The organism is Streptomyces sp. NPDC001339, assembly GCF_042895955.1.
Taxonomy (GTDB): Bacteria; Actinomycetota; Actinomycetes; order Streptomycetales; family Streptomycetaceae; genus Streptomyces.
The window spans coordinates 64949-89709 of the sequence record NZ_JBIAWT010000015.1 but is presented as its reverse complement, the minus strand read 5'-3'; the positions used below and the strand labels follow the sequence as shown (position 1 = coordinate 89709).

Here is a 24761-nt window from a genome sequence, read left to right as displayed (position 1 = left end):
CCACCTTACGCGGTCCAGCCGGCCGCACTCCGTGCCCGTCCGGAGAGCGCACGACGGTGGTTCCTTGTGCGGATGCAGGAACCGGAACAGGAACAGGAACAGGACGCACGCTGGGTGCGTCATCCGGCCGTCTGCTTCGGATCGCGCCAAACACTGCGGCCCGGCGCGGACCGTGGACCGTGCGGAAAGCGGAGGACATCACGCGCCGACCAGATGTAACCCGAAGTAACAGCGCATCGGGGCGTGTCGGAAATTCTCGTGCGGTCTTGAATGTGCCGCAGGCACGCCACCATTATCGGTGCCGTCGCCCGCGTCATATCGTCGTGCCCGGGTTCGCTTTTTCGATGCTTTGTTCGGGCTCTTTGGTGTGGGTTGATCCGACCGCTGGTAAAGAACTGCAAAAGGAGCACGCATGAATTGTGACCTCGTGGTGGGGGCGAATGTCGACGTCGTGAACGCGACGTCCAAGGAGGTCTACGACCAGCTCTACCCGCAGTACTTCACCGGATCGCAGCCCTGCGACGTGGAAGGCGCCACGTTCACCGTCTCCTGGGACGTCGAGGAGGCCCCGGTCTTCGACCTCACCCCGCCCCCCTCGCTCTCCGAGGCCGCCATACGCGCGCACCTCACCGAAGGGCCGGCCGCGGGCCGGATAGCCGAGGGCGAGCTCGCCGAGCACGTCACCGCCCTGCGCGACGCGCTGGACGGGAGCACCTTCCTGGTGCGGCTCAACCGGGTCCACATCAAGGTCGACTCGGGGGACGGGAACCCCGTCGAGGAGGACATCGCGGTCACCGTCGACGTCCAGGCCGCGACGTCCGGCACCGGCATGTTCGGCCTCAACCCCCTCCGGGCCACCGCCGACGCGCCGAGCAAGGTCGACAAGGTCTTCCTGGACAAGGTGGTGCTCCCCAACGTCCTCGACCAGTCGCGGAAGGTCCTGTCGGGCATCACGCTGCCCGCACCGCAGATCCCGGGCCTGGCGCTGTCGACGCCGGTCCCCGTCATCCAGCCGCGGCAGGCGGTGGCCGCCCTCAACCTGGCCGAACACGGCACGCCGCGGCCCCCGTTCCCCGACAGCTGGCCGCAGAGCCCGTTCTTCGCCCTCCTCGGGCGGGCCGCGGTCGAACGCGTCGCGCAGGTGGCGACCGCCTACCTGGAGGGCAAGCCGTTCCACGCCGGCGACAGCAAGGATTTCCTGGGCAGCAGCGCGTACTACAAGGCCGATGTCACCATCCATGACGTGCGGTGCGAGGTCGTGTGGGACGACGTGCCGACCGTACGCGTCCACACCGCCGTCTCCGGCAGTGGAAGCGCCGGCATCAACTGGATCTGGGGCACGTCGACGGACGCGTTCTTCGACCTCTCCCTGGAGCCCGATCCGACGGTCACGCTCACCCTGGCCATGTCGGGGACGACGCTCAAGGCCACGGCTGTCGAGGTGAGTTCCTTCGGCTTGAAGCTCGTACCCACCCGCGGCGACATCGTGAGCATGATCGTCTCGTGGGTCGTCGACGCCCTGTCGTCGACGTTCGGCGGCATCGTCGGGAGCGCGCTGCGCGGCGTCGAGTTCCCGGTGGGTGACTTCCCGGCCATCCCCATCGACGTGGATCCCGTCCACCTCGAAGCGACGCCGACGGGTCTGACCCTGGCACGCTTCGGTGACGCGCTCGCGCTCCAGGGGGACGTGACGGTCACCAAGCGGTAGGGGCCTTCGGGGTCCAGGTGCCGGGCCCGGGCCTCCTTCCCGCCGACGGGCCCGGCCCCGGATGAATTCCGGCAATTTCCGCCGCAGTGCCACCCGCGCGGCTTTGCGCTGCCCATATGCGTGAGGGAATTGAGGGTGCACGGAAAATATCGGAACTGATTGTTCATTCGCTGCGGAAACCAGCCTCAGGCAATGGCCGGGAATCGATTGCCTCGCCCTCCGGACAGCCCTTTAAATCGGCTACCGTGACCGAAACGCCATATGATCTCGCACTCGGAATCCACGCCGACGCACTCAACTCCGCACTCACATCCCTGCACAGTCAGCACCGCGCGGTGTTCCAGGGCAGCTACGGCCCCGAGACCATCGATTCCATCGCCTATACCTTCTCCTGGGACTTCCTGGAGCCGCCCCAGCTCGTACTGGAGAAGCCGGACGCCGGTCTCTGGGCCGAGATGATCAAGGCACAAGGGATCACCGACCTCCCCGACTCGGGCGTCCTGCAGATCCACGCACCGAAGTTACAAGTGGGCGGCACCATCGCCGGCGATGCCCTCCCCCAGGGGGTCAGCGAGGTCAAGGTCGCCGTCCAGGCCAAGGTCGACGGAGGCACCCTCACCGTCGTCCCGCTCGGTGTGTGGCTGTCCAAGATCCCGGACAAGTACACCAGGGTCATGGTCGAGAAGGTCATCGTGCCGAACGTCCTCGACCAGGCGAAGAACCTGGTGAACGGAGTGAAGATCCCCGTCCAGGACCTCTTCGGACAGCAAGTGACTCTCACCCCTGTCCTGTTGGACGTCACCGGGACCCACCTGGTCCTCACCGCGACCGCGGGAACCGGCCGGACGTCCGACGCCGGTGCCTCCGCCGGTACGGCCACCGACTGGCCGTCGGACAAGCAGGTCTTCCTCCTCGTCGGCCGGGACCTGCTGGCCCGCCTCATCCAGGGAGCACTGGACCAGTGGCGCGACAAGCAGCTGGCCGACGACGACAAGACCGTGACCGGAGTCGCCTCGGTCTGGTGGAAAGCGAAGTTCCGCAAGGCCGACAGCGTGCAGGTCGACGAGAACGACCCGACCACCATCTCGGCCAACTTCGACATCCCGTGGTCGGTCGGCGTGGACCTGTTCCCCGTCGCCCCCGGCAAGGGGTGCGCGCTGGCCAAGGCCTCCCAGGAGTCCTGATCCCCTCTTCCTCGTCGTTCCCTCACTCCAGGAGGTCCGCACCATGGACGCGCTGATCGACTTCGATGTCACCCTCGACCCACAGGAACCCAACGTCACCTTCAAGGCCAACGGCCTGACGGACGCGGCCCTGTCCGTGACGCTGGAGAAGATCGTCCTGAACTCCGTCACCCTCAATCCCCGGTCCGATGCCGCCAAGCTGGTCGCCGGGCCCGCCAATGCCCTGGCCGCCCTGGCCCCGGGCGTCCTGAAGAAGGCGCTCGAAGGCAAGAAGACCGTCGACATCCCGCTCGACAAGCCGCTGGGCACCGACATCACCATCAACGGCCAGACCGTGTCCGTGAAGCTGACGTCCCCGGAACTGGGCTCCCACGGCGGGATGCTCATGGTCAGCGGCACGTTCGTCGTCTCCTGAACCGTCACCGCACCACGCCTCTCATGTCCCGCCGACCACTTCAGGAGACCCGTTGAGCACGCCCCAGCCCCCGCAGTCCGACGACGCCCGGCCCGGCCCCGAGCCCGAGGCGCTCGTCCTCGCCGACACGCCCGGCTACCCACTCGCCCGCAGTGTGGAGATGCCCGGCACCCTCGACTACCCCACCGGCTCGCTGAGCTTCCGCCTCGGTGCGCTCCGGATACGCGCCGAGGGGCAGCCGGAGGTACTCACCGAGGAGACGCGCGGCGGCACCCGCCGCACCGTCCACCGCATCCCGGCCCTCGTCCTCACCGGCCGCTACGCCCTCGACGCCGGGCCCGACGAGATCCGGGAGATCGACACCGCCGGGAACCTGAGCCCGCTCTCCGAAGAGGCACGGCGGCCCACCCTGCCGGCCGGGGCCCGCGCCGTCGCACCCAGCCACCCGGACGAAGAGACCGTCCGCCGGTGGACCGACCGCGCCGACGCCCACCGCACCAAGCTGATGAAGACCGAGAACGGCCGTCAAGTCCTCATCCACTACGGCACGCACAACGAGAGCTACTACGACATCTTCAACGGCAGCTCCTCGGTGTCCTCCAACCTCCGCAAGAAGTGGGCCGAAAAGGGCATCACCCAGCGCATGTCGGAGCACACCTACGGCACCACCGATCCGGACCAGGTCACCGGTGCCCGGCCGTCCGGCGGGGACGAGCAGCCGGTCAACGACTGGGAGGATCCACAGGAGCAGGTCACGTACAACGCGCACGCGTGGCAGCAGCGGACCACGATGCAGACCGCGCTCACCACCGAGGCCGCCCGGATCCAACGGAAGGATCCCGACAAGGCCCAGCGTCTCCAGGATGCGGCCAAGGCCGCCGAGAGCTTCTCCAAAACGGTCCAGGACACCGGCAACGACGGCTCGCAGACCACTCCCATGACGCAGGACAACGTCTACACGGCCATCGACCAGCACTCCGGGGACATGCCGGCGGTCTCCCCAGCGGAAATGGCCCGCTACAACGGACTCGCCGCGTTCACCGACGGGGAAGTACAGGCGCTCCCAGCGGACCGGCTGGCGGAGCCGGAGGACTGGATCGCACTGTCCGACGAGGAACGCACCCTCATCCAGGAGTTCGGCGCCGCCGCCTACCACGACGAGGCGATGCAGGGGCCGCAGGCGACCGACACCTTGCACACGGGCGCGTGCACGGCACGCCTGGCGGACGTCCGCATCACCACCCGTCTCACGCCGGACGGCGCACCGGCGGACGTGACAGTGGAACTGCCCGACCTCGCGCTGAGCATCGACGACGAGGAGTGGCGGGGAACGGCCGCCGACGTGGCCCGCGAACGCCTCGCGGCCATGCGGTTCGTGCACACGCTGCTGCGGGACGCCGTCGCCGAGACCGTCCGCCACGCCGCCTTCACCGGCATCGCCGGCTACGCCCACCCGCAGGACGGGCGGTCCTGACCCGTGCTCATCCTCGACACCACCGCCCCCGCCGAGGACGTCCTCGGCGGGGTGTGGACGAACCTGCTCGCCGACGACGTGCCGCGCTTCGAGTCGTTCCTCGAGCAGGCGCTGGCCCCACAGCAGGAGTACCTCACCGACGACGAACGGGCCCTGTACCGGCACGGCAAGCGGCTGCGCCCGGCCGTCCTGCTGCTGGCCGCCCGCATGGTGCACGGCTCCGCGCCGCTCCCGGACAAGGTGCTCCAGGGCGCCGTCTCGCTGGAGATGCTGCACGTGGCGACGCTGATCCACGACGACATCGTGGACGGCGCCGCGCTGCGCCGCGGCCTGCCGTCGGTCAACGCCGCACGCGGCACCGAGACCGCCGTACTCGTCGGCGACCTGCAGTTCGTCCAGGCCATCCGCGGCTTCGTGCGGGCCATCGACCGGGACCGCGACATGGGCCTGATCGAGCTCGTCCTCGACACCGCCTTCCAGATCGGCTGCGGCGAACTCGACGAACTGCGCACCGACCTCGCCCAGGACCCGGAACTCCTGGCCACGACGTACTGGAGCACCGCCGACCGCAAGACCGCCGCCCTGTTCGGGCTCGCGGCCGAGGCCGGGGTGACGCTGGCCGACGGGCACAGCGGCGACGCCCGCCGGGCCGGGTTCTACGGTCGCCGGCTGGGCCGTGCCCTGCAGGTCATGGACGACCTGTTCGACCTCGCCCAGGACGAGGCAGGCTCCGGCAAGCCGCGCGGCATGGACCTGCTGCGCCGCCGCGCCTCCCTGCCGCTGATCTACGCCATGCAGGAGTGGGGTCCCACGCACGCGGTCAGCCGCATCATGCGTGGCGAGCCCACCGGCGCCGAGGCGCTGGAGAGGACGCTCGCCGAGGTCCGCGGCGGCCGCGGCTTCTCGCGCGCGTACACCGATGCCCGCGCCCAGGCGCTGGAGGCCGTCGAGCTGCTGCGTCCGTTCCCGGCCGGACGGTACCGCTACGCGCTGGAGGACCTGGCCCTGCACGTCGTGGACCGCGGGGCCTGACCGGCGGCCGGCAGCCCGCCCCGACCGACCACCCCGAGAACCCGGAGGAGAGCCCTGTGGCCACCGAGCTGATCAACTTCATCTACGCCACCATGTACAAGCGCGTCAACGACCCGGACAGCCCGTACTGGCTGCCCACCGTCCTCAAGGACGTCCGCACGCCCGACGGCCGCACGCTGAATCCGCTGAACGTCGACACGTGGGACATCGGGGAGCTCGACGGTGCCGAGGGCAAGACGATCGGGGACACCATCGCTTCCGCGTGGTGGATCTTCGTGGGCGCCGCCTTCGACGATGCGAAGGACCGCGGCGTGCCCGGCCTTCCGGACAACCTCGATCCCTTCACCAGCCAGCGCGACGCCGACCACCCCTACCCTTCGCTGACCCTGACCTCCGTCACGGTCGACGGGCTGCCGAACGCCTCGGTCGGGGAGTTGCAGAACCTCACGCCCACCGAGAACGGCTACCGCGGCACGATCCGGGTCACCACCGCGGCGTACGACACGCACGGCTGGCAGAAGCAGATCACCGTCAAGGGCTCGTACAGCCTGGTGCAGCACGTGGTGGTGATCGACGATCCCGGGGACGGCAGCGGAGGCGACGACCTGAAGCCGCCGACGACGGTCGTGGTCCACGGGCTGGAGGAGGAGGGGGTGGAATGGCCGCGCCAGAAGATCGAAGGCCATGGGCAGTTCGCCGTGTCGGCCCAGGACCTCGCCTTCGACGTCGTGCTGTGTGTGGAGTCCACGGGCACGGGAGCGGACCGCACTCCGCGGCTCACCGTCGAGTCGATCACCGTCGCGTCGCAGCCGACATTCCACCTCGACGAGAAGTCCCTGACCATCGAGGGCAGCACGGTCGACGAGGCCACCCTCGACATCTGGAAGCAAGCGGCGGCCGACGCCTTCAACGCCCCCGACGCCCGCCAGGCCCTCACCGCGAAGCTCGTCGACACCCTCGCCGACCCCTCCTTCCGCGACCAGTTCTCCTCGACGGTCACCGCCCAGCTGGTCAAGGCGCTGGACGGGGTGCTCGGCGCGGTATCGCCGGGCAGCCTGCCCTCGGACGACAGCGGCTTCCCGCCGAAGTACGGGCCGCTGGAGGTCTACCTCTTCGACCGGCTGCGGGCCTCGGTCAACGACACCGGCTCCGGCTTCTACCCCCCGACCGTCGTGCTCGGGGCGACCGACCCCACGCTGGAGCCGTACGGCCTCGGGGACATCGACCTCGGCTCGTACAAGATCGGCGTCGCGACTGCCGACCTCAGTTTCAAGGGGGGCTCGATCAAGGGCATCTCCAACGTCCTGATCCCCGTCAAGGACGCCACCCTGACGGACGGGGGCATCGGGGTCACCCTGAGGTTCGGTCAACTCCCGGGCGACGCCAGGGTTCCCGCGCCTCCGCTCACCATCACGGGCACCGGCGTCGTGTCCTTCCCCGACGCCGCGGCCGCGGCCGCGGCGGCCCCGGAACGCGCCGCGGCGAGCGACGACGACACGATCGAGGGCGACATCACCGTCACCATCGACCAGCCCTCGGCGACCGCCGGTCTGTCCTTCAGCGGCCGCGACGCCGACGAGCTCACCATCGGCCTGGACGCGCTCACCCTCGCCATCCACACGAAGGACCTCCAGGTCACGATCGAACTCAAGGAGCCCAGCCCCTTCCAGCAGATCATCCAGCAGGTACTGAACAAGGACGAGGTCAAGCAGAAGATCATCGACGGCGTGCAGAGCACGGCCGACACCCACCGGGCCGACATCGCCAAGGAGCTCACCGACAACGCCCGCACGGTCATCCGTACCAAGCTCGAAGGCTGACCTCCCCATGACGATCGACGAACTCAAGGCCCTCATCACCCAGCACACGCAGGGCACCACCCTCACGCTCCCCGCCGCCGACCTCGGCACCGGTCCCGCGGCCGCGCTCATCGGCACCTGGCTCGACGGCACGCTGACCGTCAGCGACCTGCGGCGCGAGGACCACGACGACAGCGTGGTCGTGCACGGCACGCTCACCCTCACCGGCCTCGGCCTCACCGAACTGCCGGTCCACGGGATCGAGTTCGGCCTCGACCCCCTCGACCACGACCCCACCCTCTACCTCCCGCTCGTCGTCCCCGCCGACTGGACCTTCGCCACCTCCTTCCCCGCCACCGACGGCAGCGACCTGGCCGCCCTCACCTTCCCCGTACCGCCCGCGCTCCTGCTCACCTCGGCGGCCCGGCCCGCGCGCGACGGGTACCCGGCGCTGGACCCCGGCCTGACCTGCCACGCCTCCCAGGTGAACGACCCGGAGCAGCTCGGCGGCCTCGCCACGCTGCTCCGGCCCCGACCTGGAGACCTGTCGCTGAGCGGACCGGTCGTACGCCGCCCCGCCAAGGGCCCGCACGGCGACGTCCGTACCGACATCGCGCTGCGCTCGTCGCCCCGGCCGGACGGGGACTTCTCGGCGTCCTTCTCTCTGTGGGCCGGCTCGCGTGACGACGGGGCGAACGGCTCCTCGGTCACGTACGGCCTGCGGCTGGCCGCGGACCTGGTCCTCGGGCAGGTGGGCGGGGCGACGATCAGCGCACCGCTCTCCTCCGGCGGCGGTGCGCTCACCCTCAGCGCCGACCGACTCCCCGAGAAGCTGTCCCCCCACGACCTCGCCGCGTGGAACGGCACCGGCGCCGCGGTCCACCAGCTCGTCGACCAGCAGGGTTTCACGCTCGGCGACTCCGTCCGCCTCACCGGGATCACCGCCACCATCGATCCCTCAGCGTTCGGCAAGGGCGGATTGGCAGCAGCCCTGACCCAAGTCACCGCCACCGTCGAGACCACGCCGGGCACGACATGGCCGATCGTGGGCGACGACCTCGCCCTGACCGGCGTCGGCGCCACCCTGACCGTCAAGAACCCGCTCCAGGCCTCCCGTTCGGCGAAGGTCACCGGCCGCGGTGACTTCACGGTCGCCGGCAACGTCGGCCTCCACGCCACCGCGGAGATACCGCCCGGCACCTTCCGGCTCACCCTTGACGAGAGCACGCCGGCCGAGCTGCGGGACGTGCTCCAGCACTTCCTGCCGCACGCCGACCTCACCGGCGTGCCTGCGCTCACGCTCAAGAAGTTCTCCGGCACCGCGACACCCAAGAAGGGCGCGTACGAAGTCGACGCGTCCGTCTCCTCCGAGTGGCACATCGACGTCGGCGCCGCCCGCATCGCGCTCACCGAGGCGGGGCTGGAGCTGTCGCGCGAGGGCGGCGAGGGTGCCCCCGCCGGCGTAGTACAGCAGCAGGTGGACAGCGGTCCGGGAACCACCGGCACCCTGTCGGCCAAGGCCGAGCTCGGTCCGGCCTCGGGCGGCAACGGCGACGACTCAGTCGTGAAGTTCTCCGCCGCGTGGACCATTCCCGGCGCCTTCAAGCTCGACGGGACCTTCCCCGACCTCGACCTGACCGGGCTCCTGAAGTCCCTCGCCTGCCAGGCCGACGTACCACTGCCCACCGGCCTGCCGCAGGTCTCCCTCCGCCGGCCCGTCGTGGCCGTACGGCTGGGGAACGCACTGGCGGGACAGCCGGCCGCGGGCAAGAGCTACGAGCTGACGGTCAGCACCACCGCGACGTTCGACGCGGCGCAGCTGACGTTCTTCGGCAAGGCGGCCAAGAAGGCGGAGGGCGGCACCCTGTTCGCCGCCGCGTTCTGGCAGCAGGACTGGGTCTGGTCGCCGGGGAAGGTGTCGGACTGGGCCCCGGTGCTCGGTTTCCTCGACGGCATCACCTTCGCCAAGTCCGGGCTCGCCGTCAGCTCCGCCGACGGGGTGACCGTCGATGCCGGAGCCAACCCGCCCGACACCCTGCCCGCCACGCTGAACAAGGGCCTCACGTTCTTCACCGAGTTGGGGTTGACGGGCCCGCTGGCGCCCTTGAAGGAGCTGTTCCAGGACACCGGCGGCATCCACCTGACGGCACGGCTCACCACGCCGGTCCAGGAGTCCGAGTTCACCGCGTCCATAGCGGAGCAGAAGACCCGCGAGGGCTTCGGCGGCCTGACTCTCACGTTCCGCCCGGCACAGTGGGAGGTGTCGCTCCAGACCTCTTGGAACTTCACCGTTCCGGCTGTCGGTTCCGCTTCTCCGACCCTGCTGCAGTTCGTGGCCGGCGGGGCCCTCAAGGGCACGGAGTTCCACCTCTTTCTGGCGCTCAAGCCCGCCGGTTCCGGTGCGGCAGAAGCCGCCGGACGACCTGCGCCGCACCAACTGGCCTACGCGCTCCGGGCCCCCGGGCCCACGCTGCTCACGGCGGACCCCGTCCCCGGGACCGACGGCCGCCTCATCCACGACGCGACGCCGCACGAGGCGAGCGAGACCACATACAGCCTGGTGCGCAGCACCGCGATCCACCTCGCCGGTCTCACCGAGCCGCCTTCATCCGATGACCTCCCCACGTGGAAGAACGCCTTCGGCGTCGAGGGCTTCGACGTCCAGTACTTCTACCTGCAGATCGGCTACGGGGCGAAAACCGGGCTCACCCTGGGCGGGGGCGGTTCGGTGGTCATCGGCGACGCCGCCCTGAAGCTCGACATCGAGGGCGGGTTCGATCCGGAGCCGTACGTCACCGCCTTCCGCTTCGACCTGGAGGCCGTCCACCAGGACACCGGCATCTCGATCTGGGACATGCTCGCCGTCCTCGTCAACCCGCCGGAGTGGCTCGCCTTCCTGAAGCAGATCGTGCTCCACAAGCTGGCGATATGCGTGGTCACCGCTCCCGGCGGCTGGACCAACCCCGTGACCCACGAGGAGTGGAAGCAGGGCTTCTACGCCAAGGGAGACATCGACTTCTTCGGCAACAACTGGCGCTTCGAGGTCAACGTCAGCGACGACGGCCTCTACGCGTACAGCAACGTCGCCCAGCCGCTGAAGCTCGCCGACGTCCTCACCTTCTCGGACGCGAGCGGCGCCAAGGGCCCCCAGTACCTGCTCGACACCCGGGGCATCCGGAGCGGGCACCTCCCGGCGAAGATCTTCTCCCTCTCCGGGAAGCTCGACCTCCTCGGCCTGTCGGTCTCGATCGAGGCCGAACTCGGCGACGCGGGCTTCGCCTTCACGACCGCCGTGGACCTGCCGGACATCCTGCACGCGGACATGAGCTGCACCCTCAACCGCACCGGACTGAAGGCCTCGGCCCACGTCAAGCTGGACTTCGACGTCACCATTCCCCGGGGCGTGGTGCTCGGCGGCATCCCGGTCCCCGCCGGAAACCTGGTGGGCATCCACGCGGAAGGCGGCTTCGACCTCACCGTCGACGGTACTGGCGCCATCCTGCACCTGACGGCGAGCTGCGACGCGTCCCTGCTCGACGTGCACCTGGTCGACTTCCACCTCGACCAGCGGTTCACGATCGGCAAGTGGGACGACATCACCTCCTGGCTCCAGCACCACCCGGAGGAGCTCTTCAAGTCCCTGGGCGAAGGCATCTGGGACGCCCTCAAGGACTGCGCCACGACGACCGCGGCGGAGCTCACCTGACGCGCCCTGCGTCCTCGCCCACCGCACCCTGCCCGCCCGGCACGAGCCCGTGCCGGGCGGGCAGGGTGCGCAGGTCAGCCCGACGGTGTCGGACCCTCCATCTGTTCGCTGATCCACTTCAGCGGCTCGCGCATGTTCGAGAGGTACGTGGCGGCGTTGTGCTTGCCGCCCGGGATCTCCCAGTACTTGGTGTGGAGTGGGCCCTTGCCGTAGGTGGCCATGAACTTCTTGACGCCGGCCAGGGTCGCGGAGTTCTCCTTCGAACCGACCTGGAAGGCGACATAGACATCCGGCCCCTTATGGGCCTGCAGCTGCTTGGCCAGCACCTCGGGGTTGTTCTCGCGCATCTGCTTCTGGTGGCCGCGCCACAGAGGGGAGTCGGGGACGATGTCCGGGCCGTTGGCGACGGCGGCCTTGAACTTGTCCGGGTGCTTCAGCACGGACTTCAGGCTCGCGAAGCCTCCGGTGGAGGATCCCATGTAGCCCCAGCCGTCACGGGACTTGAGGGTGCGGAAGTTGGCCTTCATCAGGTCCGGGACGTCTTCGGTCAGCCAGGTGCCCATCTTCGGCTGGCCGGGTATGTCACTGCCGTCCCAGTAGATGCCCTTGTCGTCCGGGCCGGGGTTGAGGATCGGCATGGCCAGGAGAAACGGCTTGCTCGCGCCCTCGTGGTACCACCGGGAGATGCTCTCCTGCAGCGAGAGCTTGTCCTTGCCGAACTGGCCTATCCAGTAGTTGCTGTCGTTGCCGGGGCCGCCCGGCAGGGCTATCAGGACGGGGAAGCCGCTGGAGGCGAACTTCGGGTCGTCGGTGTACTCCTTGGGTGCCCAGACCCACACTTTGCCCTTGAAACCGGATTTCTTGCCGTCCAGCGTGACGACACTGATCGTCGAGCCGTCGCTCATGGTCCCGGCGTTCTTGAACGACGCCTGCGGACCTGTGGGCATCAGGGTCCTGGAGTCCGCGGGCTTGCCCCCGTTTGCGCCATTGGCCTGGCCGTAGCTGACCGGATCGCCCTTGTCGGTGAACGGCGGGATCTCGAAGTAGCTCATCACCGGCCAGGCGATCAGCCCGAGCGCGGCTATGGATGCCACTGCGAAGAGCCATCGCCGGGCGCGGGAGGCACGGTGGCGGCCCCGGGACTGGTAGACCCCGGTGGCTGGGTTGGTCATCGCGGTTGCTCCGGCTGGTGCTGGCTGCCCCGAGGGGCGAAGATGGTCGGTTCCTTACTTGCAGATGAGTAATCCCAGGACAAGGTTCCGGGATCACTCCGTGAGTCCACCTTTGTTACCAAGGTCTCGCTGTCTCCCGCCAGGGTCGCAGCAATGGCGGCCCACTCCGGAAAGGCCGTCGGGGGCCTCTTGACCTGCAGGAACAGCTCTGCGTCTGTGTCGGGACCGAGCAGTTCCCCAGGCCTCCTCGCCGTCCCTCCCCACCGGCGTCGGACGGTGGTGGAGACAAGATGCGGGGCGGCGGAATTCCGGCCACCCTCTGTGGTGGATCAGTCACGGCACGCACCGCCTACTGCCTGACCCGACGGATGGTTCTTAGGGAGTGGGCGGCCACACGGTGACCTTGCCCATGTACGCCTCACGGGTCCTGCTGTATGCGCCGACGGCGACCATGGCGACTCGGCCCTTCGCCGACCTGACGCAGAAGCGGCCGCCCTCGGCAACCGGAAGAGTTTCCGACCCCTGCTGGGCGATGAGGTCCGCACACCGCTGTTGCGTGGGCTTACGGGTGTCCTCCCAGAGTGCGACCGTGGGCTTCGTCGTGAAGAATCCGCCGTTCAGGCCGTAGATCTTGGCTTCCGCGCCCTCGCGTGTGGGGTCGAAGTTGATCCAGAAGCTGGCACCCGAATTGCTGCCCAGGACCGTCGGCGGAACCGTGTCCAGGTTGACGAAGGTCAGTTTCATGTCACCGGACCACTGAGGCCTGGCCGCCGGAGGACTCGGGGACAGTGTGGACGGGAGCGGGGACTGCGTACGAGGGGACTTTGGCGGGGCCGTGCTGTCGGTGGTACGGACGGATGGGGGCAGTTGGCCCTGTGACCGATTGTCCGGTGTGTCCTCGTCGTCACCGGGCGAGCCGATCCTGATCAACCAAACCGTGAGGGAAAGGCCAACCGCGAGGGCGAGAACGCATACGACTGCGATGCGGACCATTCGTCGCCAGGACCGCGGCCCGCTCCCCTGAGCAGCCGGCGGTGGCCCCCCGTGGCCGACCGGGTAGTGATGATGGTGCTCAGTGATCTGTTGATTTCCCGCGGACTGGTAGACCCTCCCTTGCCCCGATGCATGGCCTTCGCTCTGCGGACCGGAGCCGGAGCCGCCGTCCGACGGTCCGTCCCGTCGCGAACTCACCTTTCGGTGATGTGCTGGTCTCGGCCCGCCTGATACACGCGGGCGCTGTCGCTCGCCCGCGCCGTCATGCGAACCTCTCCGACATCCGCTCCGTGCCGTGCGGGGGCGGCACCTTCATCGTCCAGGAGCTGCCGCAGAGCCGCGGCAATGCCGGGATTCTCGACGAGGAGCCGACGCACGCGACTCTGCCATTCCGCGAGCAATTCCGATTCGGACAGCTCGTCGCCGTTCGCACGCGCTGCGAGCAGTTCGTCACGGCTGACGTCGAGGTCGGTGCCCACTGCCTCGGCGCGGTCCGGATGCACCCGGCGCCACGCCGCGACGACGATGTCTCGGGTGCGAGTCCAGGCATCCGTGGCCATCGCACCGATGATGGTTGTCCCGGCCGTACGTGCCAGGTTCACCAATTCAGCATCCATGAAGCCCCCCGGCTCTCCGTGCGCTTGCCGACGTCCCGGCAGCCGCATCCACCGGGATGGTAGGCCATTCTCGTCCACGGACGGCGGCCCGCCCGGATCACGTCCCTTCTGCGTAACACTGTTGCATTTAGCCCGCGTTGGACTCGTCAAGGCCGTTCTCCTTGATCATCTCGTAGTGGAAATGCTGTACGCCTGGGTGTACTCGGGTGCCTTCCGGTGGTGAACGTGTACTTGCTGTTGCGCCTGTACTTGCTGTTGCGCCTGCGGACACGGAGCTTCAGCCGCCGGTGCGGTGTCTGCGGCAAGAGGCCGAGGTGATGCCTGCTGACACGGGCATGAGTGACAACCGAGTGGGAGATGGCCGGTCTTCGACCGTGAGGTGGCACTCCCCCCCCAGCGAGCCGTTACGCCTCCGCCGCGGGCGCGGAGCCCGGACGTCGTGGCTGGACGTGGCATCCCATGAGCACCGGGTGGGGACAAGGGGGACAAGGTGGCCCTGACCGCAGTTGTGTGAAGGCCAGGGCGGCGAGCTGGTAGGCACCGTAGGCATCGGTGCCCAGAGGCAGGTGTGGCCCGTGCTGTTCGATGACCCCCGTGGGCAAGAGGACGCACGCTCCCCGCCCGGCCGCTGCCTCCACCTCTGGGCCGGAGCTTCGCGGACCGTACCGCTGGGCAGCCGATGGAGTGGTGTGTCCTCTGCGAGCGCGGTCGCGACACACCGGCAGGATGGCGCCCACCGTTATCAGGCACGACGCGAACTTGCCGACCACACCGACACTGTCGGGCCGCTCAGCGGTCCACGATGCGCAGAAGGTACGTATCCATGATCCATCCATGGTGGGCACGCGCCGCAGCCCGCACCTGACGGATGCGGTCGGACACCTCACGCAGGGGACCGGCAATGAGCAGTTCGTCCGGAGTGCCGAGGTAGGCACCCCAGTAGATCCAGACGTCGTCGCTGTCGACCTGGGCGAACGACTCGTTCGCATCGAGCATGACGACGATGTCCCCGTCGTCGTTCTGGCCCACTTCGGGCAGGCGGCGCGCAGGGGTGATGTGTACCGGCCGGCCGACCTGATTCAGTGGAATGCGATGCCGCGCGGCCAGCGTCGAGACACTGCTGATGCCGGGGAACACCTCGACCGCGGCAGAGACCGTGCCCCGCCTCTCGATGTCGGAGAGGATGCCGAGCGTGCTGTCATACAGCGACGGGTCGCCCCACACGAGGAAGGCCCCGGTCTCCCCTGCCGTCATCTCGTCGCGCATCAGCTGCTCGAAGATGTCCGCGCGACGAGTACGCCAGTCGTGGACGGCAGAGGTGTAGTCGGAGCGGTCCATCGGACGACGCTCCGGACTCGGGTCGTCGACCTCCACGACACGGTACGGGGCCTGCGCGTGCTCCTCGATCATGCGGTGGCGCAGGTCCGTCAGTGCGGACTTGTCCGACCCCTTGCCCACGATGAAGAAGACGTCCGCGCGACGCATGGCCTTCACCGCGGCGAGTGTCAGGTGGTCCGGGTCGCCGGCTCCGATGCCGACGACGAGTATGGTGCGCTGCTCCGTGCTCATGCGAGGCAGTGTCGCAGGTCAGGCTCCCTCGGCAGCACCCGGACCGAGACCTGTCTCGCTCGGCCAAGGGCCCGAAGGACGCGCTCGGCGACGGTGGTGAGGGTGATGCCGCGCTCGGCGACCTTCCCGGCTGCCCACGCGTGCCGTCGGCGGATGTCCTGCACCGCTCAGTGGACTGTTCGCGTCAGTGGACTGTTCGCGATCGGTACGGGTATTGCCCCTGCCGTCGCTGAGCCAAGTGCCCCGGCCGGCACTGGCGGGGAGCACCGTGAGCGGGGAGCGCCGCGAGCCGGCGGCGCGGCCATCAGCCGCCCCACACCCCGTTCACCGACCATGCGCCACCTTGTCTACCCTGGGTACCCCGCACCGCGCTCGCGTTCCGGGGCCGGTCCTCACGACGACTCGCGAAGGAGAGTTTCGTGCCCGGCGAACCGAGCATCCCTTCCCCCAGCACACCACGCCCCGGCAGCGGGCCCTGCGTGCTGCTCAAACACGGTGAGATCTTCCTCAAAGGCCGCAACCGGCACCTGTTCACCGAGCGGCTGCACGACAACCTCCGCCACGCCCTGCGGGGCGTCGGCGGCTCCACGTGGATCAAGCACGGCCAGAACGTCACCGTGCTCGGCGGAGAGGTCCCACAGGAGGTCTTGGTGGAGCGTGCCCGCCGGGTGATCGGGTTCAACTCGGTCGAGCCCGCTCTGCGCGTCCCGGGTACCGTGCCGGACATTTCCGCGGCCGTCGTGGACGCGGTCGCCGGTGCCCGTGCCGAGCGGCCCGGAATCAGCTTCGCCGTGCGGGTCAAGCGCCGGGACAAGGGCTTCGAGATGACCTCGTCGCAGTTCGAGCGTTTCCTGGGGTCACGCGTCCTCGCCGCCCTGGGGCCGCTGCCGGTGAACCTCTCCCGACCCGACGTTCGGGTCTCCGTCGAGATCGACCACAAGGAGAGCTACGTTTCCTGGACCCGGCACCCGGGTCCGGGCGGGCTGCCGGTCGGCTCCAGCGGCCGTGCCCTGGTGCTGCTCTCCGGAGGGTACGACTCGCCGGTGGCGGCCTACCGGGCGATGCGCCGGGGGCTGCACTGCGACTTCGTCCACTTCACCGGCGCTCCGTACACGAACGCCGCTTCCGTTTACAAGGCGTACGCCCTCGCCCGGGAACTCAACCGCTATCAGCCCGGCGGACGGCTCCACGTCATCGCCCTCGGCCAGGCACAGAAGCAGCTGGCCGTCGCGGGTGCCGGCCGGCTCCAAGTCGTCGCACAGCGGCGGCTGATGGTGCGCGCCGCCTCGGCGCTGGCCGGCCGAACCCGGGCGGAGGCGCTGGTGACGGGGGACAGTCTGGGACAGGTGGCCAGTCAGACCCTGGCCAACCTGGCAGCCGTGGACGAGGCCGCCGGCCTGCCGGTGCTGCGGCCGTTGATCGGTTGGGAGAAGCAGGAGATCATCGACGAGGCCAGGTCCATCGGCACCGCAGAGGTCTCCGTGCTGCCGGACGAGGACTGCTGCAAGCTCCTCGCACCGCCCCGTGTCACCCTCCGGGCCGGACTGACCGGCCTGCGTTCGGTGGAGAGGCGCCTCGACGTGGACGACGTGGTGGAAAGCCTGTTGCGTGACGTCCAGGTCATGTACCCGGGGGAGGTCGACAGGGCGGCCGGATCCGGTCCGGGTGATCCAGGTGACGACCATGCTCCCTCTGACGGTTCGCTGTTCCGGGCTGCGGGAGCGTGCGCCCCGTAAGGCCGGCGTGGACGCGGGCATGGAGCTGGGCTGCGCCCACCCCGTGGCCCCGCTCGGACTCGCCGGCCTGATCGGCCTGGACACCGTCGCCTCCATCGCCCGGTCCCTCTACGACGAGTTCAAGGAACCCCTCTACGCACCGCCACCGCTGCTCCGGCGCATGGTGGACGCGGGACTGCTCGGCCGTACGGGCGACTGAGGCCGTTCCGCACCCCGCCGCAACTCCACCACGTCCCGGCATCTCCACCACGTCCCGCCGGTGTCTCATCTCACAGTCCGGAATGTGAACAGAGGTGTCCGTCGCCACGGCCGCCCTCTACGCTGGCCGGGCAACAGGTTCGCCCCGTCCGCCAGACGGGCCGCGTCGTAAGAGGGAACCCGGTGGGAATCCGGGACTGCCCCGCAGCGGTGAGTGGGAACGACCGCCGTCATACGCACTGGATCCGGGCCGCGGATCCGGGAAGCGACGGCCAGTAGGTGCCCGCCGGAAGACTCCGGCAGGCGTGCCCGCGAGTCCGAAGACCTGCCCGTTGCCCGTCTGCGCCCATGCGTGGACGGCCATCCCGGTGACCTCGAGGGCGGGTCGGCGTACATACCAGGCGGACACGTGCGTCGCGAGCGCACCGTGGTTCCGTCCGGTTCGTCACCCCTTCGCGCTTCTCGTTCCGTCCCCGGGGCTTTCACCAGGCACATCCGCGAAGGAGAGTTCCGTGACAGCGAAGTCCGCAGCCGCGGCAGCACGGGCCACCGTGTACGGCTACCCCCGCCAGGGACAGAACCGGGAACTGAAGAAGGCCATCGAGGGCTACTGGAAGGGCAAGGTCACCGCCGACGCCCTCAAGGAGACCGCCCGCACCCTGCGCCGTTCCCACTGGCAGCAACTGGCCGACGCCGGCATCCACGAGGTGCCGACCGGTGACTTCTCCTACTACGACCACGTGCTGGACACCAGCGTGATGGTCGGTGCTGTCCCGGACCGCCACCGCGCCGCCGTCGCGGCCGACACGCTCGACGGCTACTTCGCGATGGCGCGCGGCACACAGGACGTCGCGCCGCTGGAGATGACGAAGTGGTTCGACACCAACTACCACTACCTCGTACCGGAGTTGGGACCGGACACCGTCTTCACCGCCGACTCCGGCAAGCAGGTCGCCGAGTTCAAGGAAGCTCTCGCGCTCGGTCTGCCCCCCCGGCCGGTTCTCGTCGGACCGGTCACCTACCTCCTGCTGTCCAAGCCCGCTCCCGGCGTGGCCGCGGACTTCGAGCCGCTGACGCTGCTGGACCGACTGCTGCCGGTCTACGCCGAGGTGCTCGCCGACCTGCGTGCCGCCGGCGCCGAGTGGGTGCAGCTCGACGAGCCCGCCCTCGTGCAGGACCGCACCCCGGCCGAACTGAACGCCGCCGCGCGCGCCTACCGCGAGCTGGGTGCCCTGACCGACCGTCCGAAGCTGCTGGTCGCCTCGTACTTCGACCGCCTCGGCGACGCCCTGCCCGTCCTGGCCAAGGCCCCGGTGGACGGTCTGGCGCTCGACTTCACCGACGCGGCCGTGGCGAACCTCGACGCCCTGGCGGCCGTCGGCGGACTGCCGGGCAAGCGCCTGGTGGCGGGAGTGGTCAATGGCCGCAACATCTGGATCAACGATCTGGAGAAGTCGCTGGCCGCCCTCGGCACCCTGCTCGGCCTCGCCGACCGCGTGGACGTGGCCGCGTCCTGCTCGCTGCTGCACGTGCCGCTGGACGCCACCGTCGAGCGCGACATCGACCCTCAGATCGTCCGCTGGCTGGCCTTCGCCAAGCAGAAGACCGCGGAGCTGGTGACCCTGGCGCGAGGCCTGTCGGAGGGCACCGACACCATCGCCGCCGAACTCGCCGCGAACCGCGCCGACCTGGCCTCCCGGGCGAACTCGGCGATCACCCACGACCCGGCGGTACGCGCCCGTGCCGCGGCCGTCACCGACGCCGACGGCCGCCGCTCCGCGCCGTACGCCGAGCGCGCAACGGCCCAGCGTGCCCACCTCGGGCTGCCGCTGCTGCCGACCACCACCATCGGTTCCTTCCCGCAGACCGCCGAACTGCGCACCGCCCGCGCCGACCTGCGCGCGGGACGGATCGACACCGCGGGATACGACGACCGCATCGCGGCCGAGATCCGCGATGTCCTCGGCTTCCAGGAGAAGGCCGGCATCGATGTCCTGGTGCACGGCGAGCCGGAGCGCAACGACATGGTCCAGTACTTCGCGGAACAGCTCACCGGCTACCTCGCCACACAGCATGGCTGGGTGCAGTCCTACGGCACCCGCTACGTCCGGCCGCCGGTCCTGGCGGGTGACATCTCCCGGCCCGAGCCGATGACGGTCCGCTGGACCTCCTACGCGCAGTCGCTGACCGACCGCCCCGTCAAGGGCATGCTCACCGGCCCGGTGACCATGCTCGCCTGGTCCTTCGTCCGCGACGACCAGCCGCTCGGTGACACCGCCCGCCAGGTCGCCCTCGCCCTGCGCGACGAGGTGGGTGACCTGGAGGCGGCCGGAACCTCGGTCATCCAGGTCGACGAACCCGCCTTGCGTGAGACGCTGCCGCTGCGCGCAGCCGACCACCCCGCGTATCTCGCCTGGGCCACCGAGGCGTTCCGCCTCTCCACCAGCGGCGTACAGGACCGCACGCAGATCCACACCCACATGTGCTACGCGGAATTCGGCGACATCGTGCAGGCCATCGACGATCTCGACGCGGACGTCATCAGCCTGGAGGCCGCCCGCTCCCACATGCAGGTCGCCCGGGAGCTGGCCGCACACGGCTACCCGCGCGAGGCCGGCCCCGGTGTCTACGACATCCACTCCCCTCGCATCCCGAGTGCCGACGAGGCAGCCGCCCTGCTGCGCAAGGGACTTGAGGCCATCCCCGCCGAGCGCCTCTGGGTCAACCCGGACTGCGGCCTGAAGACCCGCGGCTGGCCCGAGACCCGTGCCTCGCTGGAGAACCTGGTCACCGCGGCCCGCACCGTCCGAACGGAGCTGTCCGGCTCCTGATCCGGTCGACGGCCGGGAGGGAGCGAAGCCGGTCCCTCCCAGCCGTCTCGGGGGGTGACGGTGGGGGAGCCGGTGTTCGTCACAGGGCCGGCACGGTCCGCCGGCCGGGTCCGGTGTCGGCGTCGCCGGTCGCTCAGGGGCGGTGACCGGCGACCTCTCCGTCCTCGCCCCCCACGCCAGGGGTCTCCGCGCCTCATCGAGGCGGCCCCGGGTCCGGCTTGCCGGTCGGTCCGTACCGATGCAGCCTGGAAACACCAGCGTGCGGTCGGACTCGGCCCTCCGGCCGAAGCGGTGCACGTGGGCCACTGCCCGCGGGCAGGCGCGTACCTCGTGCAGGCGCGTACCTCGGCTGCTACTGGGCCATGGGCCGCATCAGCTCCACCCTCGATGCCGACATCGATGAGCCGCTGGGTGCCACCGCGATCGTCGATGCCGGCAAGCGGCATAGGGCCACCACACTCCGCGGCGAGGAACGACACATGGCTTACAGTCTCGCGGGCGTTGTCGAGGGGATCATCGACGCCCACATGCATCAATGGGATCCGTTCACCACCCCCCGTCAGGCCAGCCCGGCGGCACCGGTCTATCGGGCGGCACCGCGGCTGGTCGAGGCGGCCTTCGCCAAGTTGGCGCCGGTCACGCTCAGGGAACTGACGCTGACCCCGCGGTATGTGGTACGGCCGTTCCTGCCCGACGACTACGCCGCTGTCGCCGAAGGGGTCGCCGAGGCGGTCGGCGCGCCCGTCACCGCCGTGGTGCATGTGGAGGCCGGGTGGCAGGAGAAGAAGGACCCGATGGCGCCGGTGGCGGAGACCAGATGGCTGACCTCCCTGCCCTGGGGCCGCGACGGCCGGCCGGACCTGGCCGCGATCGTCGCGCGCGCCAACCCCTCAAGCCCGCACTGTGCCGCCCTCATCGACGCCCACCTGCAGGCCAGCGGCAAGGTCACGTGCATCCGTCAGCTCGCGGCCTGGCACCCGGACCCCAAGGTTCTGAACTGGTACGACGAACCGGGACTACTCAAAAGCCGGGACTTCCTCACCGGATTCTCCGCGGTCGCCGAACGGGGCCTGCCCTTCGAGGCGACGATCTACTCCGGCCAACTCCCGGACGTCGCCGTCCTGGCGCGCGAGTACCCCGAGACGACCATCATCGTCGATCACTACGCCACCCCGGTCGGCGTGTTCGGCCCCGTGGGAACCGACACCGGAGCCACCGCCGCCCAACGCGCCGACATCTACCGCACCTGGAAGGACAACATCTCCGCGGTGGCCGAGCACTCCAACGTGGTCGCCAAACACTCCGGATGCGCCTTCCCGCAACTGGGCTTTGGTCACAGCCCCGAGGACAACATCGGTGGCCGCGACAATCTCCAACAACTTCTGCGGCCCATGGTCGATCACGTCACTGACGCCTTCGGCCCCGACCGTGTGCTGTTCGGATCGAACTACCCCATGGACCGGCCCAACGCCTCACTGCCCGACATCATCGGCATGCTGGTCAACGTCCTGGGGCCGCGCGGCCACGACGTGCTGCGCAAGACATTCCGCGACAACGCCATGCGTGTGTTCCGCATCGACGCTCAATCAAGAAAGGCCGTGGCCGGCTCGCCGTCGGCGAGCCGGGGCTGAACACCGCCCCGCAGGGCCACAGCCCCGCCGGTAGGCGACTCGTCGGCGCTGGTGATGGCGCTGGTGACGGCGCTGGGCGGAAGACCGCGAGCGGGGAAACCCTCGCGTCTGGCTGAGAGGCTTCGCCGTTTCCTGCATCCTGGGCATCTCCGCGGCGAGAATCATGCGTTCTGGCGGGCTTGTGGAGCGCTTGCCTCCACTGTAGAGGCCGGGCCCGCACCGGGCGGGCCGCAGCACAAGCGCCGGAGGGCCGGATCATGACCTACGCCGACTACCAGAACGAGATCTACTTCAACGGGCTCCGTGGAGTGCTGCCCAGCCTGCCGATGACCTACGCCGACCTGGAGCCGCCGGCCCAGGCGGCGATGTCGCCTTCGGTGCTCTCCTATGTGGCAGGCGGCGCCGGCGACGAGTACACCCAGCGGGCCAACGTCGCCGCGTTCCAGCGGTGGGGCCTGTTCCCGCGCATGATGGTCAGCCCCACCGAACGCGACCTGTCCGTCGACCTGTTCGGCATGCGCCTGCCCACCCCGCTGTTCATGGTGCCGGTCGGCGTGATCGGGCTGTGCACACAGGACGGCCACGGCGACCTCGCCACCGCACGGGCCGCCGCACGGACGGGAGTGCCGATGGTGGCATCGACGTTGACGGTCGACCCGATGGAGGAGGTCGCCGAGGAGTTCGGCGACACCCCGGGCTTCTTCTCGCTCTACACCCCCACCGACCGGGAGGTGGCCGAGAGCCTCGTACACCGGGCGGAGGCCGCCGGGTTCAAGGGCATCGTGGTCACCCTCGACACCTGGATCGCCGGTTGGCGGCCGCGCGACCTGACCGCCGGCAACTTTCCCCAGCTGCGCGGCCACTGCCTGGCCAACTACTTCTCCGACCCCGTCTTCCGCTCCCGGCTTGCCAAGTCCCCCGAGGACGACCCGGAAGCCGCCGTGATGCACTGGGCGAAGATCTTCGGCAACCCCCTCACCTGGAACGACCTGTCCTGGCTGCGGTCGATCACCGACCTGCCGCTGATCCTCAAGGGCATCTGCCACCCTGACGACGTCCGCCGTGCCAAGGACGGCGGCGTGGACGGCATCTACTGCTCCAACCACGGCGGCCGACAGGCAAACGGCGGTCTGCCCGCCCTCGACGCCCTGCCCGCCGTGGTCGAGGCCGCCGACGGCCTGCCCGTCCTGTTCGACTCCGGTGTACGCACCGGAGCCGACGTCATCAAGGCCCTCGCCCTCGGCGCCACTGCCGTCGGCATCGGCCGCCCCTACGCCTACGGCGCGGCCCTCGGCGGCACCGACGGCATCGTCCACGTCCTGCGCGCCCTGCTCGCCGAGGCGGACCTGCTCATGGCCGTCGACGGCTACCCCACCCTCGCCGACCTCACCCCCGACACCCTCCAGCGCATCCACTGACACAAGACGACCCGTACTGCCACTGACACGAGACGACCCGTACTCCCGTGAACCCCGGGGTCCGCCGTCAGCCTGACAGGGCCTTGGCCCAGCCCCGGGCGATCTTCGCCTGCGCCTTCTCCGACTGTGCCTCGGTCGGGAATTCCGTCGTGCCCTCGACCGTCGGCAGCCTTGCGGCGGCGGCCTCGTCAAGGGTGCCGTCCTCCTTCATGGCGTCCATCAGTACGGGGCGGGCGTAGCCCTCCAGCCGGAGGTTCTGGCCCTCCGGGCTGAAGAGGTACTCCTGCCACAGGCGCGCAGCGGCAGGGTGCGGGGCGTCCTTGTTGATGGCCATCGCGTAGTACTGACCGAAGCTGCCGTCGAAGGGAATGGAGACCTTCCAGTCCACGCCCTTGCTGCGGAACTCGTCGGCGTAGCCGAGGTTGACGAAGTCCCAGTCGATGCTGATGGGTGTGTCACCCTTCACGATGGCGGCCGGGGTGGACTCCACGGGGTTGAAGTTGCCGATCTTCTTGAGGTTGGCGAAGAAGTCGATGCCGGGCTGGATGTCGTCGAAGGACCCTTTGTTCGCCAGGGCCGCCGCATACACGCCGGCGAAGGCGGCGCCGGCCTCGGTGGGGTCGCCGTTGAGCGCGACCTTGCCCTTGTATTCGGGTTTCACCAGATCGGAGAAGGTCTGCGGGCAGGTGTGGACGCGCGTGGCGTCGCAGCCGATGGAGATGTAGCCGCCGTAGCCGTTGTACCAGTGGGCCTCGGGGTCCTTCTGATTCTCCGGGATCGAGCCGTACGCGGCGACCTGGTAGGGAGCGAGCAGCTGCTTCCGGGCCGCGTCCTGCGCGAATGTGTCACCGACGTCAATCACGTCGGGAGCGCTTGCCCGACCCCGGTTCCTCTTGACGGCGTCGATCTCGCTCTGGCTGGAGCCCTGCGGATTCTCGACCCTGACGTCGATCCCGTACTTCCTCTCGAAGCCGTCCAGCAGGGCGCCGTAGCCGGCCCAGTCGCGCGGGAGCGCGATCGCGTTGAGTGTCCCCTCGTCCTTCGCCGCGGCGACCAATGCGTCCATGCCACCCACGTGCTCGGCGGAGGTGGCCAACGACGGCTTCTCGGGCGTTGCGGTGGGTGTGTCGCCGCAGGCGCTCAGGGTCAGTGACATGAGGACGAGGCAACCGGAGACGACCCCTGCTCGGGCACGAGGTGCGGTCACGATGGTTCCTGGACGGGTCACAGAAGTTCCAGAGTTCCAACAAGGGGCGAGCGATACAGGGATGTCCACCG

Annotated in this window: 17 protein-coding genes, 1 pseudogene and 1 riboswitch; of the genes and pseudogenes, 12 read left to right on the top strand and 6 right to left on the bottom strand. The window is 69.4% G+C overall.

Annotated elements, in window-relative coordinates; translation table 11 throughout:
• Positions 1-412 precede the first annotated feature (412 nt).
• The 7 genes from ACFY12_RS32130 (at position 413) to ACFY12_RS32100 (ending at position 11318) form a co-directional block, all read left to right on the top strand.
• Positions 413-1708, top strand: a complete 1296-nt coding sequence (locus ACFY12_RS32130; protein ID WP_390719480.1) for a hypothetical protein — start codon at positions 413-415, stop codon at positions 1706-1708.
• Between the two features lie 245 nt (positions 1709-1953).
• Positions 1954-2892, top strand: coding sequence for a hypothetical protein (locus ACFY12_RS32125; protein ID WP_390719479.1), 939 nt, complete (start codon positions 1954-1956; stop codon positions 2890-2892).
• Positions 2893-2935: 43 nt separating this feature from the next.
• Positions 2936-3307 (top strand): hypothetical protein, encoded by a 372-nt coding sequence (locus tag ACFY12_RS32120; protein WP_390719478.1) that lies wholly within the window; start codon positions 2936-2938, stop codon positions 3305-3307.
• 52 nt (positions 3308-3359) lie between these two features.
• On the top strand, positions 3360-4781 hold the full coding sequence (locus ACFY12_RS32115; protein WP_390719477.1) for a hypothetical protein: 1422 nt from the start codon (positions 3360-3362) through the stop codon (positions 4779-4781).
• Positions 4782-4784: 3 nt separating this feature from the next.
• Positions 4785-5813 carry a polyprenyl synthetase family protein gene (locus ACFY12_RS32110; RefSeq protein ID WP_390719476.1) on the top strand — a complete coding sequence of 343 codons (1029 nt, stop codon included), beginning with the start codon at positions 4785-4787 and terminating at the stop codon, positions 5811-5813.
• Between the two features lie 56 nt (positions 5814-5869).
• A complete protein-coding gene (locus ACFY12_RS32105; protein WP_390719475.1) occupies positions 5870-7633 on the top strand; it encodes a hypothetical protein in 1764 nt (587 codons plus the stop codon).
• Positions 7634-7640: 7 nt separating this feature from the next.
• The gene (locus ACFY12_RS32100) at positions 7641-11318 is read left to right on the top strand and encodes a hypothetical protein (RefSeq protein ID WP_390719474.1); all 3678 of its coding nucleotides are present in this window, start codon (positions 7641-7643) and stop codon (positions 11316-11318) included.
• Positions 11319-11392: 74 nt separating this feature from the next.
• Here the strand turns inward: ACFY12_RS32100 and ACFY12_RS32095 are convergent, their stop codons facing one another.
• The 5 genes from ACFY12_RS32095 to cobF form a co-directional block, all read right to left on the bottom strand.
• Positions 11393-12490 carry an alpha/beta hydrolase gene (locus ACFY12_RS32095; RefSeq protein ID WP_390719473.1) on the bottom strand — a complete coding sequence of 366 codons (1098 nt, stop codon included), beginning with the start codon at positions 12488-12490 and terminating at the stop codon, positions 11393-11395.
• 375 nt (positions 12491-12865) lie between these two features.
• The gene (locus ACFY12_RS32090; protein WP_390719472.1) at positions 12866-13234 is read right to left on the bottom strand and encodes a hypothetical protein; all 369 of its coding nucleotides are present in this window, start codon (positions 13232-13234) and stop codon (positions 12866-12868) included.
• Between the two features lie 443 nt (positions 13235-13677).
• Entirely contained in the window at positions 13678-14100 is a 423-nt protein-coding gene (locus ACFY12_RS32085) for a hypothetical protein (RefSeq protein WP_390719471.1), read from the bottom strand.
• 404 nt (positions 14101-14504) lie between these two features.
• Entirely contained in the window at positions 14505-14936 is a 432-nt protein-coding gene (locus ACFY12_RS32080) for a creatininase family protein (protein ID WP_390719522.1), read from the bottom strand.
• On the bottom strand, positions 14890-15669 hold the full coding sequence (gene cobF / locus ACFY12_RS32075) for a precorrin-6A synthase (deacetylating) (protein WP_390719470.1): 780 nt from the start codon (positions 15667-15669) through the stop codon (positions 14890-14892). Before cobF ends, ACFY12_RS32080 begins: the two co-directional genes overlap by 47 nt.
• Positions 15670-16088: 419 nt before the next feature.
• Here cobF and thiI point away from each other — a divergent pair, with 419 nt between their 5' ends.
• The 5 genes and pseudogenes from thiI to ACFY12_RS32050 all read left to right on the top strand — a co-directional run bounded on the left by thiI (position 16089) and on the right by ACFY12_RS32050 (position 23483).
• Positions 16089-17405, top strand: coding sequence for a tRNA uracil 4-sulfurtransferase ThiI (thiI, locus tag ACFY12_RS32070; protein ID WP_390719469.1), 1317 nt, complete (start codon positions 16089-16091; stop codon positions 17403-17405).
• A 1-nt stretch (position 17406) separates the two neighbouring features.
• A pseudogene (locus ACFY12_RS32065) lies at positions 17407-17604 on the top strand (3-hydroxyacyl-CoA dehydrogenase family protein); the annotation flags it as partial.
• 118 nt (positions 17605-17722) lie between these two features.
• Positions 17723-17951, top strand: a riboswitch (cobalamin riboswitch).
• A gap of 164 nt (positions 17952-18115) precedes the next feature.
• A complete protein-coding gene (metE, locus tag ACFY12_RS32060) occupies positions 18116-20434 on the top strand; it encodes a 5-methyltetrahydropteroyltriglutamate--homocysteine S-methyltransferase (protein ID WP_390719468.1) in 2319 nt (772 codons plus the stop codon).
• Between the two features lie 479 nt (positions 20435-20913).
• Entirely contained in the window at positions 20914-22065 is a 1152-nt protein-coding gene (locus tag ACFY12_RS32055; protein ID WP_390719467.1) for an amidohydrolase family protein, read from the top strand.
• Positions 22066-22322: 257 nt separating this feature from the next.
• Positions 22323-23483, top strand: a complete 1161-nt coding sequence (locus tag ACFY12_RS32050; protein ID WP_390719466.1) for an alpha-hydroxy-acid oxidizing protein — start codon at positions 22323-22325, stop codon at positions 23481-23483.
• 67 nt (positions 23484-23550) lie between these two features.
• On the opposite strand, the gene ACFY12_RS32045 is transcribed toward ACFY12_RS32050, so the two are convergent.
• Positions 23551-24690 carry an ABC transporter substrate-binding protein gene (locus ACFY12_RS32045; RefSeq protein ID WP_390719465.1) on the bottom strand — a complete coding sequence of 380 codons (1140 nt, stop codon included), beginning with the start codon at positions 24688-24690 and terminating at the stop codon, positions 23551-23553.
• Positions 24691-24761: the final 71 nt, after the last annotated feature.

Excerpts from the sequence above, each read along its gene's own strand:
- ACFY12_RS32080 (WP_390719522.1), bottom strand. The coding sequence starts at position 14,936 with ATGGATGGATCATGGATACGTACCTTCTGCGCATCGTGGACCGCTGAG.
- ACFY12_RS32100 (WP_390719474.1), top strand. The coding sequence starts at position 7,641 with ATGACGATCGACGAACTCAAGGCCCTCATCACCCAGCACACGCAGGGC.
- ACFY12_RS32095 (WP_390719473.1), bottom strand. The coding sequence starts at position 12,490 with ATGACCAACCCAGCCACCGGGGTCTACCAGTCCCGGGGCCGCCACCGT.
- cobF (WP_390719470.1), bottom strand. The coding sequence starts at position 15,669 with ATGAGCACGGAGCAGCGCACCATACTCGTCGTCGGCATCGGAGCCGGC.
- ACFY12_RS32050 (WP_390719466.1), top strand. The coding sequence starts at position 22,323 with ATGACCTACGCCGACTACCAGAACGAGATCTACTTCAACGGGCTCCGT.
- ACFY12_RS32090 (WP_390719472.1), bottom strand. The coding sequence starts at position 13,234 with ATGAAACTGACCTTCGTCAACCTGGACACGGTTCCGCCGACGGTCCTG.
- ACFY12_RS32130 (WP_390719480.1), top strand. The coding sequence starts at position 413 with ATGAATTGTGACCTCGTGGTGGGGGCGAATGTCGACGTCGTGAACGCG.
- ACFY12_RS32055 (WP_390719467.1), top strand. The coding sequence starts at position 20,914 with ATGGCTTACAGTCTCGCGGGCGTTGTCGAGGGGATCATCGACGCCCAC.
- ACFY12_RS32120 (WP_390719478.1), top strand. The coding sequence starts at position 2,936 with ATGGACGCGCTGATCGACTTCGATGTCACCCTCGACCCACAGGAACCC.
- ACFY12_RS32085 (WP_390719471.1), bottom strand. The coding sequence starts at position 14,100 with ATGGATGCTGAATTGGTGAACCTGGCACGTACGGCCGGGACAACCATC.